Raw genomic sequence first — 16,550 nt, 5'->3', positions numbered from 1 at the left:
TGCTCGAGCAAAAGCCCCGCACCGACTTCCCGTGTGCCGGCGGCACGGCGCCGCCATACCGCGGACAATACCCGGCACTCGACGACCCACTGACACTCGACATCGACGAAAGCACAAACGGCAAAGAACAACCGGTGGTCTATGAGTGGGGTTTGCCCTCAAGCGATATCAGCGTCACTGGAAACGATGGACCCGCCTACGGCAGTCTGAGAAGAGGATGCCAGGAGGGGCAGGACTTTGTCTTCTCGGAGGCCCGTTTCGGCTTTCGAAGCCCCCGGAATGTAGTCCTCTTTGCTGCCGGTATAAGAATTTGTTTCGGTGACATTGCCGGCGGGCAGCAATACTTCGAGCACGCACGGGATGCCTACGGCCTTGACGGACTTGCCCCCGAAGGCGTCGCTGAATGCGACCTGTACAAATCCGTGAGGAGCGTGCTCGAGCAAAAGCCCCGCACCGACTTCCCGTGTGCCGGCGGCACGGCGCCGCCATACCGCGGACAATACCCGGCACTCGACGACCCACTGACACTCGACATCGACGAAAGCACAAACGGCACTGGCCCAGCGCCGGGCGGTGAAACGACGCCTCTGAGCCTTCCTGTGCCTTCGGGCAGTCCTGTTGCCGTGGCTGCTTCCCCCTCGACGCCCTGATCATGAGCAGGCCGTCCAGGCAACGCCGTCCCTCAACTTATCAACAGAGTGGCGCAACCAGTCTCCACTTGCCCGCCCGCACGAACTCGTCGGATTCCCCGCCGGGAGGGGAGAAAACAGCTCGTGAGGAGCGCGGTGATATTCTACGCCGCATAGCGGCCGGGCTCGGCAACGTCGGCGTACTGAGCGCGCTGTTGGTGTATTTCGGTTGGGTCCGCAGTGAAGTGCAAGCCAAGAGTCTGGGGATCGATGAGAGCATACTCGGCATGACAACTGTGGAGTACATGCTCCGCAGCGTTCGGCCGGTTTTGATATTGCTCATCGTAGTTGCCCTCGCAGGGATATTGTGGGCGATGGCCGACCACTGGCTTGAGATGCGAGTGATAAGCAAAGGACCGCACGATTCCGTATTCAATTGGACTGCCCGACTCCTGCCGGCAACCATTGTGCTGTTTCCGTTGGGCATCTGGTCGATAAGGTCGATTTGGCCAGCTTTCGCCTTCGTCTCGTTTCCTCTAGCTTTGGCGGTAGGCCTGCTCCTTCTCCTGTACTCATTTCATCTCAGGAGCGCCCTGCCGGGACATGTTCCAATGTCCGAATCACGTACTCACCTATTGCGCCTATGCGCGGGAACACTCGTATGCGTCGCCCTGTTTTCGACTGCTGCTAATTATGCAACCGTAGAAGGAACTGAATTGGCACGGACTTTTGAGAGCCAATTACCCACACTCCCGAGGGTAGTGGTTTATAGCACTCGTTCCTTGAATATCGTGGCGCCCGGAGTCGAATCACGACAACTCACGGAGACATCCGACTTTGGATTTGAATACAGCGGGCTTCGTTTACTGGAACGGACCGGTGGCCGATACTTCCTCGTGTCGGATAAATGGACCCCTAAGTACGGAGTTGTTGTCGTCCTGAAGGACGATGAACAGGGAGTTCGTTTCGATTTCATTCGAGATGTCCGATAGCCAACGTTCCCGCGACGAAGTACTCGTAAACTGAGTGCATTCAACGTCTGGAATAAGCAATCGTCAAAGAGGGCATCTCTGTGTTCACGCCGACATCCGCGCCGTGTGCAGGGGCAACCCTGCCGGTCGTTTGCCCGGAGCTTGTGATCGGTGTCGGTCCGCTTCGCGGCAGCAGCACGCGATACACGGGGCGGTTTTTTGTGCATCAGGCCGAAAATGAAGTCAAGACCCTTGATGTGGTCGGATCGGGCGCTGTCTCGGAAGGAGCCAGCCCAGCTCTCCACCGAAGTGGCAACCTCTGTACCAAGCCCTAGCCTCTGTGGCGCTGTCACGGCAACCCGAAGCCCGACGGCGGAACCCGGTAGCTGAGAAACCTCAAATTAGGTTTAGGTCACCAGGTCGACAGGGAAAAGTAGCTATGCGCCGCGATATGGCCCGGGCGTCGCCGGGTCAGGGGCAATTGCATCGACGCCGTCGGCTGAGACGAGTAGATCGTCCGATGTTGCCAGATCTGTGGGATGAGGGTCCACACCAGAGGGGGATGGCGGCCGCAGGATGTCTTCACACATAATGTCCACACGCTGCCAAAATCTCGAATCCATCCAGTAGCCGGTGTGGCTGAGGATGCTCGGTGTCCTTTGGCCGAAGACATACTTGTCTGTCGGTGGATCGACGAGGTCCACCTCGATGTCCTTTGGTAGGTTGGGTGCCCAGCCCCTGGCCCGTATCGGCCCGCCGATATAGTCTGTCGAGTAGTGCACGTTGCGCCACATTATGTCACCCATCCCGACGCCACCCCGGGCAAGGCTTTGCATGAGTCCATCGCTGAACAGCGCCGGAAACGCCCACCGGTACAGTTTCCCGAGCGGGCAGCCGAAAGTGACGAGCCCGATGCTCTTATCCCTTTCCTCCCGCCGGGCCGCCTGCCGGACCAGCACCGCTGCGGCCACCACGCTCCCCTGAGAGTGCGCTGTCAGTACCACCCTGCCATCGTTGTCATGCAACCACCAGATCCGCCGCGTCAGTTCCGGCACGGCCCGCTCAGCATACGAGGGTGGAGCGAACGGGTGGAAGGAGCGCGGAAAGAAGGTGCCGACGTCGAAAGGAGACATCAGGATCTTTCTCGCCCTCTCATCGCGGAACGCCACCCTGGCCGCCAAAACATAGATGGCCGGCAGCCACGCCCCTATGGTTGCCCCGGATTCGACCCAGGACATCTGCATTTCCTGCAGCATCCAACCTTGTGTGAGAACGAAAGCCACTACTGCGGCCACTCCTCCAGCGGCAATCACGATAGCGAACCAGGCAACGACCTGATGGGCGTGCTGGCCGATCTGGCGCATCAGAGCAACTCTGCGTACCCACCGGCTCGGCCGGACCGCGCGGGAGGCAAACGCCAACGGCCCGCGCCCCGGGCTGGCGGGTGAATCTTCAAACGCTGAATAAATCCAGGCATCGCGCTTGTCAGACCCGGGCGCGGCCAGGGACGACACCCTCCCCAAATCCCGGCTCACTGCGTATGCAGCTGCCAGATCCTGCCTGACCAGCAGGGCGTTCTTCTTCGAGGAAACGCGTAACCAGACACTGAGGGCAACAGCGAACGCAAAAAGCAACGCGATGAATGACCACGCCAGAGTCCCGGCGACCAGCATCACCACCTTGGGCACCCAGAGTACGGAAACTTCCCCGAAACCCTCCGGCGCCACGGCACGCTGGCCGGGCGTTCCGATACTGAGGGTCTCATACTCGACGCGTCCTAGTGCCTTTGCTGCCAGCACCATCACAGACAGAAGCACAGCATTACCAAGGATCAGGGCAACGATGTGCAACACCACCGGCGCCGCCCAAGGAAACACGGGAATGCTCCCCCTTACGCTGTGCCGCAGGCGCCTGATCCGGCCCGGGCCAGGTGGTTCCTGTTGCATGGCGCGTTTCCACCTGGACCCCCATGCCCAAACCTGTTGGCAAATCAAAGGCAACAAAAGGAGGAGCGTGAGGACCCAGCCGAGTTCTGCCGCCAGCACAACGCCGGGCAGCGTGCCGAGCGGTTGGGACACGCCCCGAACGCCGGGAGGTCCCTGGCCGAGGGAGCCCGGCCACATGACTGCCGCTAAGCAGGCAACAACCAATACGCCCACGGAAGTCATGAATATCCCGCGAACCAGGCGCTCTTGCGCCTCATCCCAGGCAAGAAGGAATATCACCAGGATAATGAGGAGCAAGGCGGCGGCGCTTGCCCCCCGGGCCCCCATCACAAAACCATCAACTGGGTATCCGATGGCGCCCGCCAGCGACGACATGCACCAGCCCAGAATCCCTGCCGCCACTGAAACGCCGATAGTGACATGAAGCAGCGAGAGATGTTCATGCCACCTCTTACCGGACCAGAAGTCAGCGTTACGCAGCCCACCCTTCTGGGCGGCAGCACATAGTCGGGACGGGACAGGAATACTGTCAGTTCCAGGCTCGGCCTGGATCGGGGGCTCAATTCCTTCATAGCTCGCCCGCGAACGGGACGCCAGGAAGTAAAAGCCAGCTGCAACAGCCAGTGGTGGGATGACACCCACGGCAAGCCGGAGCCCAGGCCGATCGTAAGGAGCGACGAAGTCCAACCAGGACGTTCCCCATAGCCGCTCGCGGCAAGCGTGCTGGCCAAAACACTGGTAGACCAATGTGTCCAGGCTCAGCATCGTGACCATGAGTGCCGTGCTAAGCGTCAGCGCGAGCGCCGCGACCCTGGCAAACCACCGGAAGGTACTTGTCGTCGGGGCCTCGTCCTCCTCGAGCTTTCCGTTCATGATTCGGCGCCGGGCCGTCCAGCCAGCCATATTGGCCAGCATTGACGGCGTTAGTAATAGCCAAAATACTCGGAGCGGTGAGTGCGAAGTCAGGCCGCCCCAGGAATACGCCTCCCGATGCCGCCCTGCGGCGTCAGCCGTTCGGTAAAAACCGGCGATCCGGTCTCCGGATACCCTCACAGGACGTGGGTCGCCGAGCATATCCTCTGGTCCCGTGCCACCAACACCGTGAACCCGAATCTCGGTGAGGCCGTCGACGTCGACAGGATCGGGAACCAGACCGCCTGACCTTCGTTGCCTGATCACTATGCCTCCTAAGTGCCCCAAGGTTGCCCTCAAAGCCGTTACTGCAGCGTTACGGGACAAGCGCAGACCCCGTAACGCAGCAATAACGTGCCAATCATGCTCTCGTAACACGGGGATAACGCGGCCCGGACTACCGTGGCCGCACTCAACACCCACGCCGGCCGCCCTGCTCGGGGCGCGGCGTCACTGATAAGGACAACGGAAGGCCAGGACAATGGCGGTGCAAGCAATGGGGCCCAGCTACGCTGGTGGAACCCAACCTGTAGTCAAGGGCGGGTATGCGGTGCTGTACCTCCCCGACGTCAATAACCGGGAACTTATCGCCCAAGGCGAAGCTCCCGTCTTTTACTACATCCCCAATATTGTCCGGATGGCCCGAAAGAATGGACCCGATTCAGGGGACTATCTGTTTAATCTGATCCGGTTTGCCGGCACAGGTGGTGAAGGAGTAATTGGAGGCGGCGGCGACGTTGCTGGCGGTGTTGTCACTTTTTCCGTCACGGGCGCGATTCCGGAAGCGGTCAGGGCGCAGTCCGAAAGTGAAATCACGGGCCGGTTCAAGGACAGCGACGACGTATTCTGGGGTATCAAGAACAGCCGCAAGCCGCCAATGTTCCGCCCCGCCATCATCACATCGAGCACGACGTCCGTATCGAACGTGGCGCCCACGACCCGCGGGTTCCCGGTCCTGGCCAGTGCAACCCGTGGCGGCAAGACGATCAATGAATACCAGTACTTCGGCATGCCTGGGAGCCGCAGCGGGGCCCGTCCCATGCCGGGCGAAGCCCGCGACGGCGAAACGCCTGCGCCCGGGCCGGTCACCCAGCCCGAGGGAGCCCCACCGGTTCTCACCAATGGTTCAGGCAACAACCTGGACCCGTTCTACTGGCAGATGTACGGCGAGGGCAACGGCTCCATCGATCCCACCGGCACCCACGCCTTTTCCGGGCTCGTCGGCAAGTACCCCGCTGCCATTTTGTGGGAGGCGTTCCACGGCACCGCCTCGCCCATGGTTGTGGTCCAGAACTACAAGCTCAAGGTGTGGTCCCCGGTCTGCACCCTCTCCATCAGGGGCAACTGGGACAAGGTCTTCAGCCATTTCTCCGCGGCCGCATCCGGCCGGTATCTCTGGGCCTCGGTGGACCTCAAAGCCGAGTTCAACAACATGCGGACCAACGGCACCATTGAAGTGGACCTCAAGGTGGACACCACCCTGCCCGGCGCCGAGGCCATCGCCAAGCGCCTGGATGAGAAAAGCAACCTGGTTTACGAGAAATTCATGGAGGCGGCCAAGAAAGTAATCTTTGACCCGCCGCAACCCCAGGTAGAGGCTGCCCAGGCCTCCTCCTCAGGCGGCAGCTTCTTTAGCCCTTGGGGGGCCGGCGTCGCGCTGAAATACCGCCGCGACACCACAAACCTCAATCTCAGCTACACCGAAACCCAACAGTTCGCCTATCTGCAGGACCACACAATTTCCAGCTCACTGGCTGGCATGTATGACGAAATGAAGGCCGATCCGGAGGCAGAGCGCAAATACTTCCTAACGGTGTACATGGATGACTGGCCCCGCAGGCTGGCACGGATCTGCCACCCGGTCGCTTCCTGGGGTGACGGCACTGTGGCCAGGCTCGGCATCCAGGTGGGGTACCCGAACACGAAGGGCGAGATCAACTGGGAGGGGACGGCTTTCAGCGGCTCCGGCGGTGCCGACAGCAGCTGGAAGTTCCAGACGGCGCAGAAGATTGCTTCAGATGTCCAAAATGCCCCGGAGGGCTGGAAACCGGACCTTACTTTCGTCAAGCGCCAGGTCTTCCTGAATGAGCCCGACAGCGAAATCGCGAACCAGTACAAACGCGTGCAAATCGAAAAAAACATCATTGCCATCGATCCGGAACCCAACGGCACTCTTATCAACGACACCACACTGGAGGTCAGGGCTGACAGCGCCGGCCGGCTCGCCGTCGGCCCCGTCGAACTGGGCGTGGTCCTCACCGACGACACCCAGATCGTGGAAGCGGAATTTGAGCCAGTGGACCCCGACAGCGGAGAGCCGGTGGGATTTGACCCGGTCCGCTTCCGCTGGAACCGGGCCGACTACAATCAGGACCGAACCTGGACAATCTACACCGGCGACCCGGGGTTCCGGCCCTTCTACCGGTACCGCGTCTCAGTCACGGTCAAAGGCACCTTGTTCGAACCCGGCCGGGCCTGGACAGGACCGTGGACACGTTCCAGTGGCAACGGCCCGCTGCTGATCGACGTCCCCCGCCCCGATTCTCCCGGTGTAGTAACCCGCTCTGTCCCGGACGAAAGGGTCCGGTTGCTGCGCGAGCTTAATACCCGGGAACTCGAGCATAAGGAAGGCAGCGGAGACGGAGCGAAGTCGGGCAACGGGCTAGGCTCCGGCGACGGCGCCAAGTCTGGCCCGCCAGCTGACGGCACTACACCGGCGGAGTCCCCCACTTACCTCGAATACAAGCTCTGAGGAAGCCTAGGGACTCCAGGGGCAGACGATGGACATCCAACTCCGGCTGCGGAGAGACCCGGCCGGCGAACCTTTGGTTTCGGCAACATTCGTGCTGACCCATGCGCCTGCGCCGGATGAAAGGCTGGGACCGCTCGTCGACCGAGCCACGCTTGCCGTGGATCTGGAGATCACAACGGACGACGGCGGCCTCCCCGGCTCACTGGCGTCCGTCACCTTCAGTTTGCTGGACCAAGGAGATGCAACCGGGCAAAGTGCGCCGCTGGAAGTGGCCCGCCAGCGTGTTACTGGACCGTTTGGGCATGGTGCCCTGGAGGCGGCTTTGGAGGGACCGCCGTCGGCAGCGTTGCTTGAAGCGTTGGTTACCGGAAAGTCCCGCTTTCTGGTGAAAGCGGTGGCCGACACAGAAGCCAGCGGTTCGGAAGTCTTCACTATTACTGCCCAGCTTGGCGGTTTGTGGACCTATCTCGCAAACGTCGCCGATGAATCGCGACTCTTCACACGCGTTGACCTGCTGAACTACCTGGCACCGATGATGACCGAACGGATCGTGGCTGTAGGTGGCTCCCCCGGCCGAGGTTCCACCAAGGATCCGTCCGTGCTGGACGCCGTGCTGAAGGCCGCCCGGTACGTCCTGGAGCCGGTTGCATCACCTCCGAGTCAACCGGCGGACGGCGAGTCCTCCTACCGCCTGGCCGGCCAGTACCCGGGCGAGCAGAACGTCCAGATAAGGATGCAGCGCCCGTCCGCGCCGGGCGAGCCGCTGGAGATCTCCGCCAGTTTGGCCTCGCTCATTAACCCTGTCATTGCTCACGACCGCAGCAAATTCATCCACCTCGTCAGCGGCGGAGGCGGTCGTCTCGACGGCGTATTGCCCGCACGTGCCACCCGTGGGACCCGCGGGCCAGGTGGCATACTAATGCCGTTCATCGCGGGGGGCGGCCGCGTCGTTTCCGTCGCCTCGGCTCTCGGGTCGGCACGCCCGGGCGCGGCAACGGCCCTCATGCTCCAACATTCGGCTGTGACGGCACATCCCATCACTCATCACCTTGCCGACTTGGAACTCATGGCTCCCGCACCCGTCCAGCGCCCCGGGCCCGTGGCCAACAACGGTGCCGCGGGGATCTGGAAAGACCGATGGGACGCGAGCTACTGGTACGCGCCCGAGTACGCCCTGGAACTTCCGCCACCATCAGATTCGCCCGGCCAGAGCCCCTTCACCTTCGATGTGGAGCCGGCCGGGGGGCACACAGCAGACGGCTCCCCCGGCATTACAGCGACAGTTTCCGTAACACTGCATGCCCGGAAATCAGCCCCCACTCTGGCCGAATGGGAGACAGTCGGAAAGCCCATGCTCAAACCGGTTCCAAGCACCGGTCACACGGTGCAACTCGGAATTCCTTTCCGTGACGAGCGCGGGACCACCCAGACCGAGCAGATCACCGCCGACTCATTGTCTGTCCAGCCCGGCGAAGAAGGCACCCTCACAGCCACTTTCCGGCTCATGGACAACTGGGCCCGGCTGGCATATGGGGCACTCTCTGTACCTGATTTCCAGGCTCAGCCTGCCACCATCACGGTTTCGGCCAGTTTTGAAGGCTGGCGCCGGTCCAACGGACCGGCGCCGGTTATCGCTGGGCTCAATAAGATTCTGTCGCTGCAAACAATTGGTGCGGCTACCCGTGGTGCGCCGCTCCAGCTTCACGGCACTGTGCTGGCCCATGCAACCGTACTTCCGCAATGGCAACTCAACGCGGGTATCCTCGCTGAATGGCGTCGCGGCACCTACTCATGGAGCGAATTCGCCGCGGTCCGGACCCTCACAGTCTCCGTTCCATGCTCCACGTACGGGACGCTTTACAGGGAGGCGACGGACGCCGGAAAAACTGCCATTGGTTGCCGGCCTGCTCTTCAGCTCGGTCAGACGGAATACAAGACCTACCAGGAAATCACTATCACCGCGGCAGCCGGCAAGGCCAGAATCTATCGGTCGCTACGCAGCCCGGGAAGGTTTCTGGTCGTGCCGGCACGCTATTGTGTTGGCCGCTACGGACCCGATCAGGATGACCGTGCCTACCGGCCGCGGCTGCTGTTGCACAGCACCATCGACGTGGAGAATCCCACGAATATACGATGCGTACTGGCAGCATCGCTCGAACCGGACCTTCCACCTTTCGTTCGGGCCGCAATCACCGCCGAATTGAAGAACGCCGCCGCGGATCCAGTCTTGGAGTACCTCCCGGACACTGGTGTCGATCCGGACCTACGGTGGGCCGTACCGTCGGACGCGAGCGTCAGTGCGGTCCCCACGGGCGACGGATTCGACGTCGTGATTTCCACAGATATCGCCGGTTTCCTGGTCCTGAAGTCGCTGCTGGAACGTGACGGGCTGAGGGGATCCGTGGGCGCCGTACTGCCCGGAAACGTGCGGCTCAGCAGTTCCCTGGAGATTGGGCTGGCTACCGTGACCGGGCCGTTCGACGCTGGCCCAATAGAAGTTGGCCCCCTGCGCGACGGAAGGTTCGATCTGACCAACAGGACAGGCCAGCGCCTGTCCGTAAAAGGTTTGGCGTCGGGCGGGGTGCAGATCTCAACGCTGGCAAGCGTGCTCGCGCCCCAACAGTCGCTAACCGTGGATGGGCCGCAAACCGGGGACTTCGACGTTATTTTCGATCCCGACCAAACCGCCGAGAAACTGGATGAGATCCGGGCCTACATTGAGGATCTGGACCTTGGCATCACGTTTGTGGCAGTGGATGATCCAGGGGATGCCGGGCTGACCGGCTGGGAAATAGAGACCTCCCTGCTGGGGAGGGCTGATGCCGCCCCTCTGGTCCTAAGTTCGAGCGCCCGGGAAGCCGAGCGCCGTTACGTCCTGCCACTCACAGCCTTCGCCGGTGATCCACAGCTTCAGTACACGGTTACGTCCGTGGGAGTGGACGGCACACGCACCGCCGCCCCTCCAACCAACTGGCCGGTGCGTACACAGGGCGTTCTAATTCCCATTCAGCAGCCCCAATGAGCTGCCGGACGACCGCAGCGACCGCTGCATACAAGGAACCGCCGCACAGCAAGGAAGGACAAAGACAATGACAGGATACTCGCTGCACATCGGGCTGAACGGAGTAGATCCAAATGCCTACAATGGCTGGAACGGCGCCCTCAGCGGCTGTGTCAATGATGCCAATTCCATGATGCAACTCGCTTCCGCACAGGGCTTTACCCCCACACAGCTGCTCAACTCCCAGGCCACTTCGCAGGCTATCATCGGTGAAATCAGCCTGTTGGCACAGCAGGCTGTTGCCGGAGACATCTGTCTGATCACGTACTCCGGCCACGGTGGCCAAGTGGACGACAACAACGGTGACGAGATGGACACCCAGGACGAAACATGGGTAGCCTACGACCGGCAGATTGTGGACGATGAGCTTTACCAGATGTGGTCGCAATTCGCCGCAGGAGTACGCATTCTGGTCTGCGCAGACAGCTGCCACAGCGGCACGTCCGTGCGACAGATCGTTAACCAGGGCTGCCGCAAAGGATTGCTCGAACAGGCGAGGTCACTGCCCAAGGATGCAGGGCAGCAGATCAAAGTCACCGAAGGCGCACCCAAGGCCATGCCGCTGACCGTGCAAGGCCACGACAACGACAACCGCCGCGGGACCTACCAGTTTGTTCAAGCCCTCAGCGGAGCCAAGTCGGACGCCACCATACCGGCCAGCGTCATACTGATTGCCGGCTGCCAAGACTCACAGCTCTCCTACGACGGCGCAGTTAATGGCCAGTTCACCGGGGCCCTGCTTCAGGCATGGGGCAACGGCTCCTTCCAAGGCGACTACACCACATTTCACAAGGCGATCCTCAACGGCATGCCGCCGGACCAAGTCCCGAACCTGTACACCACGGGCAGTTCCAACCCGGCCTTTATGGCCCAACGCCCGTTCACTCTCCCAGCCCCCACCGGCGGCTCGGCCAACGGCAGCACGCCCACAAGCCCGTCAGGCGGAAGCTCCGGCGGTCCGGCAGCGCCAATGACGCGACCCCAGATCCGGCGCGGTTCAACAGGCGAGCACGTGACGTACCTCCAGCAGCAGCTGGCCGCCCTCGGCTACCGCCTTAGTATCGATGGCATTTTTGGCCCCGGAACGGAATCGGCTGTCCGCTCCTTCCAGCGCACCAATGGACTGACCGCAGACGGGATCGTCGGTCCCCAAACGTGGGCCGCAGTTGGCTAGCGCGATTTAGGGCACACCGTGCCAGTCAATGGGGCGGGGGCCCTAATTCGAATCACTTCGGCGATCTCGAGGGCTCGCGACACCTACGTCGGAATGGCACCAACGTTCCTCGACTGAGAACGTTGATTCTGCGCGACACACCGTCTATTTAGTGAAAATTCGGAGCCAGACCGGCTTCGCGCCTAACCCCGCCCGAAAACAGCATCTCAGCAAAGCATGGGCAATCTTGACCAATCCTTTCCTAAAAGCAATGCGACTCCTGATTCTTCTGCGCCAAGATCAACCAACCGTCACTTTTGGGTCGCACTGATTCGCGAAACCAAGGATGCACTCTTGTCGGCTGGCCGCCTCGGCTGACTCGCCATCAATGCAGCCCAGTGGGTGGCTTTGAAGGCTGAACGAGGAAGGGCGTGGACGTATTGATAAGTGACCCCTATTTGGCAGGTGCTTCGGATGAGGCTGGCGGTGGGGCGGAGATGGAGTTTTTGGGAACCCTCGTTATCCGCACTTGGGCCGAGCAGGAAACGCAGCGCGGCTTTCGTGCACGTATATCAATTAGCCAGGATCCCCGCGACGAGCCCAACATTATTGCAACTGCAGATCCGGACGAGGTGCTGGACATTGTCCGCCGCTGGCTTTCTGCCCAAACCCGGCGGGACTAGGAACGGAAGACATCGGTAACAAAAGCACGGCCTGTCTTAGTGGTCGACAAGCAATAGCAGAAGCTTGACGTTAAGTCTACGGTGGCAAATTTTATTTGCCATAAGCAACTGATAATTCTCCATAAGGGTTAGGGAGAAATTAGGGGGATCAGCTCATTGACAATGCCCAACAACATGAGGATCCTCATGTCTACACGTTCCAATAATCGCACCGAGCTGAGATCAGGTTTCGATGGGCAACGACGCCAGCGGACGAATGAAGTTGGACCTGCTCAGGTCCTGGCAAATACGTGGAGACCGTGGACCTGTGCATGTCGCAGCACGTCAACAACGCCTGATTGCCGCTTTGGCTCTGCGCGGACCTCGGCTCCGCAGTTACCTCGTTGGGATGTTGTGGCCGGAATATCCCGACGCGCGGGCGCTGGAAAGCCTGCGGGTCACTGTACACATGGTGTCCCGGCAGCTCCCGGGCCTTCTCGTCAACGACGGTCCAATGCTCTCCCTCAGCGACGACGTGGACGTTGATCTGTACCGGGTCAGGGCTGAGCTTCGAGAACTGGCTGCCGGGGCGCGACACAACGTCAGCGCACCACTGCTCAACTTACGCGACGCCGAATTGCTGCCTGGCTGGTACGAGGACTGGGTGATATTTGAACAAAACCGGCTGCTGCAGGATCGGCTGCGGGCGTTCACTGTCCTTGCGGAAACGTCCCTCGCCTGCGGCGACTACTCGACTGCGGCTGAAGCGGCGGAGGCTGCTGTAGAAATTGAGCCGCTTTACGAGAGCGCCGTGAGGCTTCTCATTCGGGCCGACCTCAATCTGGGCAACCTCGCCGCCGCCCTTCGCACTTTTGAGAGATATCAAGCAAAGCTTCAGCACGACCTAGGTTTACGCCCGTCTGAGCACATCCAGAAGCTCATAGCCAACGCTCGCGTGCATCAAATATCGGTGACACTGGAACATCTCCTTCCCGCCCCCTGACGGCGAGTCCAATTCATCCTTCGGTTACGGCGTGGGCCACTATTCAGGGCCTGGCCGTGGGGCGGCAGCATGGGTCGCACGTGACGAAAATCACTTCGTCTACGGTCACCTACCGGACACTTCAGCCGAAGGCGGCGGTGTCCAGCCTGTCCCGATGCTCACCGCCAACACCCGGTCCCGCACTGGAGTTTCAGCGGATGCACATGTGCTCTTACGACTGACCGCCGAACACCCTCCCGGTGCCGGGCATTTGTGGTCGTGGAATGGGACGTTGACGGCGACGGGCGCCTATGATGCCACCGGAACCACGGAGCACCAACCGTTCACTCAAAGCACGACCATTGACAGCAAAACCAAGAAAGTCCTCCCATACTGTGGCTGACCGCGCGGATATGCCGCCTCCGCCACTGTGCAGCGGCAGCCTAACCCCTGCCGACCCGCCGATCCGGGCCTCAATTAGACGTCATGATCCGCAACAGTCACCACGGAGTAACCTACTAAGTCGGGGGCGTCGCCGAAATCATTTTCGACCGACGACCAGCAGTTGTCCGCACAATTTCTCAATCGGCATCAACGGACCTCGTTTTCACTTCTGGCAAACGATCGGGGTTTGGTACCTGCAGGCTATGAAACACATCCCTAAGGCGCGACGACCTCAGTTTCCGTTGGAGGTCTGAGCGTGCAGCCTCGATGAAAACGTCGTTCGCCATTCTTGCGCTCCGACGCGCAATTGCTAAGTCATCAACTCGGTCAACCAAAGTCGGCCCTACGTCCGTTTCATAGCTTTTTCGGGCAAGATTCAAATAATCCAAGGTGCTTCTGCGTAATTGATCTGCGGATGAAGCCACCTGCCGTGTTGCCAGCAGCTCAATTTCATAGTTGGCTGTAGAAAGCTGTGTGCGATCCGCGTCCAGTTCATCAATATCGCGATTCCGGCCTTGCCGAGACAAATATCGGAGTTTACGCGCGGAAGTTAGTAAAGCGAGATAAGCCAGCTTCTTTTCGTTTCGCGCAGCTTCAGCGGCCTCTCGGTCGCTCAGTAAAAGGTTTCCTCCTATGGTGAGGGCACCGCCTAGAAGCACTCCCAACAATCCCCAAAGAGCATCCATAGCCCGCGACCTCCCGAATTGGCAAATACTTGCGAGAAATAAATGTCATAGTCGCAGCGGGGCGTTACGCCTGCGTTACCGAGCTGGGGCCAATGATCAGGAAATTCCACGCATCGGCCAATTTGAATCCCACCGCTGGATACGACTACTTCGTCGTGACGCGCATGCTGAGCTGTAACGGGCCAGCCACCAACGAAGGTCCGCCTCTGGGTGACAGATGTTTAGGAGCAGCCTGGTCGTGGGTTCCGCCGCTCAAGGCCCCACATTCGTCCGGAAACGACTGCTTTCAAGAACAGGCGGTCGTTGCCGTGACCAGGCCTGATCCGGCCATGGCCGGTTTGCTCAGAGTCGTTCGACCGCGGGCAACGAAAGTGATGGGTGGCCAGCACCTCCTTCATTGCCTCGACGAAATGCCCTTCCATAATGCAGTAGCAATGCTTGCCAACCGGGCGTGTTTCCACGCGGGCTCTCAGGTCCGCTTCGTGGCAAGTCAGGCACGCAAATGTGAGCATGCTGGCCGACATTTCACCACTTTCATCCGGAGGCCCCGGTGCAAGGCCCTTTCAAGCCGGCAGTCTTGTTTCCCCAGACATCACTTCAGGTCCGGCTGATTGATGGGCCGATCCATTGAGCTGTCCGGGCGGTGAAGCAAAGGCGAATGTCTAGACCCCGCCGGGCCGTTGCCATATCGTTGGGGAACCGATCACAATCGACCGGCGGAGCTCCGCATCGGAGGTGCATGATGGGCATCATCTCATCTGGTTTTCATGGAAAACGGCAGATCGGCAATCAGCCGCTACGCCCGGGTCAATACGAGACAGCAAGCTTTCCTTTGCTGACGACAGGACCTGCACCCCATGTCGCCACGGCGGACTGGGAATTCTTCATTACAACCGAGGCGGGGCCGCCTTCCTGCGAGTGTTCCTAAACTGATAGTTCTAGTCTCCGAGCTGAGTGCTTTTCCGTCGAGCTGCTGCCCCGAATCAATATCCTTCATGGGCGGTGTTTCTCGTTCTCGAGTTCAGGGAAATGTGCAGCAGACGACCATGCATCTTCGGGACACCCACCTGCCCGAAAAGTAGTATCCGACGGCTCCGAAAGTCAGGTCTTCGCCCGAATGCCGTACGGCACTACTTCCGCAACTGGTTGTGGTACAACTGTCGCCTGCCAGGACGGCTGTCGATAGCCATAGATTGTGTCACGGGCTGCCAGCAGAATTGCCCCTTGGTGGCGGCGAACTCACCGCCGCGCAGATCCGGGCCCTTCTCCACGAACTCGGCAGGCGGCTGCAGGCCGCCGGCGCCTACGGCGTCGTCAAGCTCGTCGGCGGGGCTAATCCTGCAAGGCATCGGTAACCGTCCTGCCGCAGACATCGACGCCAGCTACGTCGACCCGACCACTATCCACACCGTTGTCGCCGATATGGACAAAGCCCAACGGCAGAACGTCGAGGCCGACAATGCCCAGCCGGAACAGCTGACGGACGAAGCCACTTCAACTTACGACTCATCCGAACGCCGGGAAGCCCTCGCAAAGAGCCTCGACCACATCGTTCTCGTAGCTGGCAATTGCCGGGCCAAAAGTGGCCACAATCTTAGTGCGTCTCATATCTACCTTGTCGGTCACTTGCATGGGTGTTGTTGTCAGGGCTGTGTCCGCAGCGGGCGATGCTAAAGCCTGAATGAAATGGTCCGGGTGCCGGTGGCGTCCGTTTCCACTGTGGCGTGGACGGCGCTGTAGTCATTGATGTGCAGCACGCCGTCGGGAAGCGGGCCGGTGTTCGGGCCTATTGCCACCGTGCGGATGCCGGCAGCCAGGGCTGCTTCGATCCCGGCAGGAGCGTCCTCGAAGACCAAGGCCTCCGCAGGCTGGACACCCAGCAGTTCCGCTGCGTGCAGGTACCCTTCGGGATGCGGCTTGCCGCGGGTGATCCGGTCGGCGGTGACGGCGGTGGCGGGCATGGCCAGCCCGGCCGCATTCATCCGGATCTCTGCCAGGACCCGGTCGGCAGAGGTCACCAATGCAACGGCGTCGCCGGGAAGACTGGTCAGGAGCTCCGCGGCCCCGGGCAAGGGTACGATCCCCTCGGTCCGGACACGTTCCATGGCACCGAGCTCGGCGGTAAGCGCAGTAACGTCGGCTCCGGCCGGTGCGAATCGACGCACAGTGTCAATGGCCTGCACGCCATGGGAGGTGCGCAGGATCTCTGCGTAGTCCAGGTTGTAGCGGAGCGCGAATTCGCTCCAGACCTGTTCCACGATGGGTGTGGAGTCCACTAGCGTGCCGTCCATGTCGAAGAGGACAGCACGGCAGGTGAGGGTTCGGGGATCAGCGGTTGCGGGGATGCTCATG

The 16,550-nt window shown here is 60.9% G+C and carries 10 protein-coding genes; 6 read left to right on the top strand and 4 right to left on the bottom strand.

Features of this window, described 5'->3' with window-relative positions:
• Nucleotides 1-650: hypothetical protein (locus tag NFC73_RS11465; protein ID WP_254750267.1), on the top strand; the 650-nt coding region annotated here is incomplete at its 5' end.
• Nucleotides 651-2,037: 1,387 nt separating this feature from the next.
• Here the strand turns inward: NFC73_RS11465 and NFC73_RS11460 are convergent.
• On the bottom strand, nucleotides 2,038-4,419 hold the full coding sequence (locus NFC73_RS11460; protein WP_254750265.1) for a hypothetical protein: 2,382 nt from the start codon (nucleotides 4,417-4,419) through the stop codon (nucleotides 2,038-2,040).
• Between the two features lie 520 nt (nucleotides 4,420-4,939).
• Between NFC73_RS11460 and NFC73_RS11455 the strand changes: the two genes are divergently transcribed.
• The 5 genes from NFC73_RS11455 to NFC73_RS11435 all read left to right on the top strand — a co-directional run bounded on the left by NFC73_RS11455 (nucleotide 4,940) and on the right by NFC73_RS11435 (nucleotide 13,089).
• The gene (locus NFC73_RS11455; protein WP_254750263.1) at nucleotides 4,940-7,210 is read left to right on the top strand and encodes a hypothetical protein; all 2,271 of its coding nucleotides are present in this window, start codon (nucleotides 4,940-4,942) and stop codon (nucleotides 7,208-7,210) included.
• A gap of 28 nt (nucleotides 7,211-7,238) precedes the next feature.
• Complete coding sequence (locus tag NFC73_RS11450) at nucleotides 7,239-10,232, top strand: hypothetical protein (protein WP_254750261.1); 2,994 nt, start codon at nucleotides 7,239-7,241, stop codon at nucleotides 10,230-10,232.
• 67 nt (nucleotides 10,233-10,299) lie between these two features.
• Entirely contained in the window at nucleotides 10,300-11,445 is a 1,146-nt protein-coding gene (locus tag NFC73_RS11445; RefSeq protein ID WP_254750259.1) for a caspase family protein, read from the top strand.
• A gap of 410 nt (nucleotides 11,446-11,855) precedes the next feature.
• A complete protein-coding gene (locus NFC73_RS11440) occupies nucleotides 11,856-12,107 on the top strand; it encodes a hypothetical protein (protein ID WP_254750257.1) in 252 nt (83 codons plus the stop codon).
• Between the two features lie 307 nt (nucleotides 12,108-12,414).
• Nucleotides 12,415-13,089 (top strand): AfsR/SARP family transcriptional regulator, encoded by a 675-nt coding sequence (locus tag NFC73_RS11435; RefSeq protein ID WP_254750255.1) that lies wholly within the window; start codon nucleotides 12,415-12,417, stop codon nucleotides 13,087-13,089.
• A 560-nt stretch (nucleotides 13,090-13,649) separates the two neighbouring features.
• Here NFC73_RS11435 and NFC73_RS11430 read toward each other — a convergent pair.
• The 3 genes from NFC73_RS11430 to NFC73_RS11420 all read right to left on the bottom strand — a co-directional run bounded on the left by NFC73_RS11430 (nucleotide 13,650) and on the right by NFC73_RS11420 (nucleotide 16,549).
• On the bottom strand, nucleotides 13,650-14,198 hold the full coding sequence (locus NFC73_RS11430) for an integrase (protein ID WP_254750253.1): 549 nt from the start codon (nucleotides 14,196-14,198) through the stop codon (nucleotides 13,650-13,652).
• 1,130 nt (nucleotides 14,199-15,328) lie between these two features.
• On the bottom strand, nucleotides 15,329-15,547 hold the full coding sequence (locus NFC73_RS11425; RefSeq protein WP_254750251.1) for a hypothetical protein: 219 nt from the start codon (nucleotides 15,545-15,547) through the stop codon (nucleotides 15,329-15,331).
• A 321-nt stretch (nucleotides 15,548-15,868) separates the two neighbouring features.
• Nucleotides 15,869-16,549 carry an HAD-IA family hydrolase gene (locus NFC73_RS11420; RefSeq protein WP_254750249.1) on the bottom strand — a complete coding sequence of 227 codons (681 nt, stop codon included), beginning with the start codon at nucleotides 16,547-16,549 and terminating at the stop codon, nucleotides 15,869-15,871.
• Nucleotide 16,550: the final 1 nt, after the last annotated feature.

This window comes from Pseudarthrobacter humi (assembly GCF_024294965.1).
Lineage (GTDB): Bacteria > Actinomycetota > Actinomycetes > Actinomycetales > Micrococcaceae > Arthrobacter > Arthrobacter humi.
Note: the sequence above shows the minus strand (reverse complement) of the source record. Positions and strands in the feature narration are given on the sequence as shown.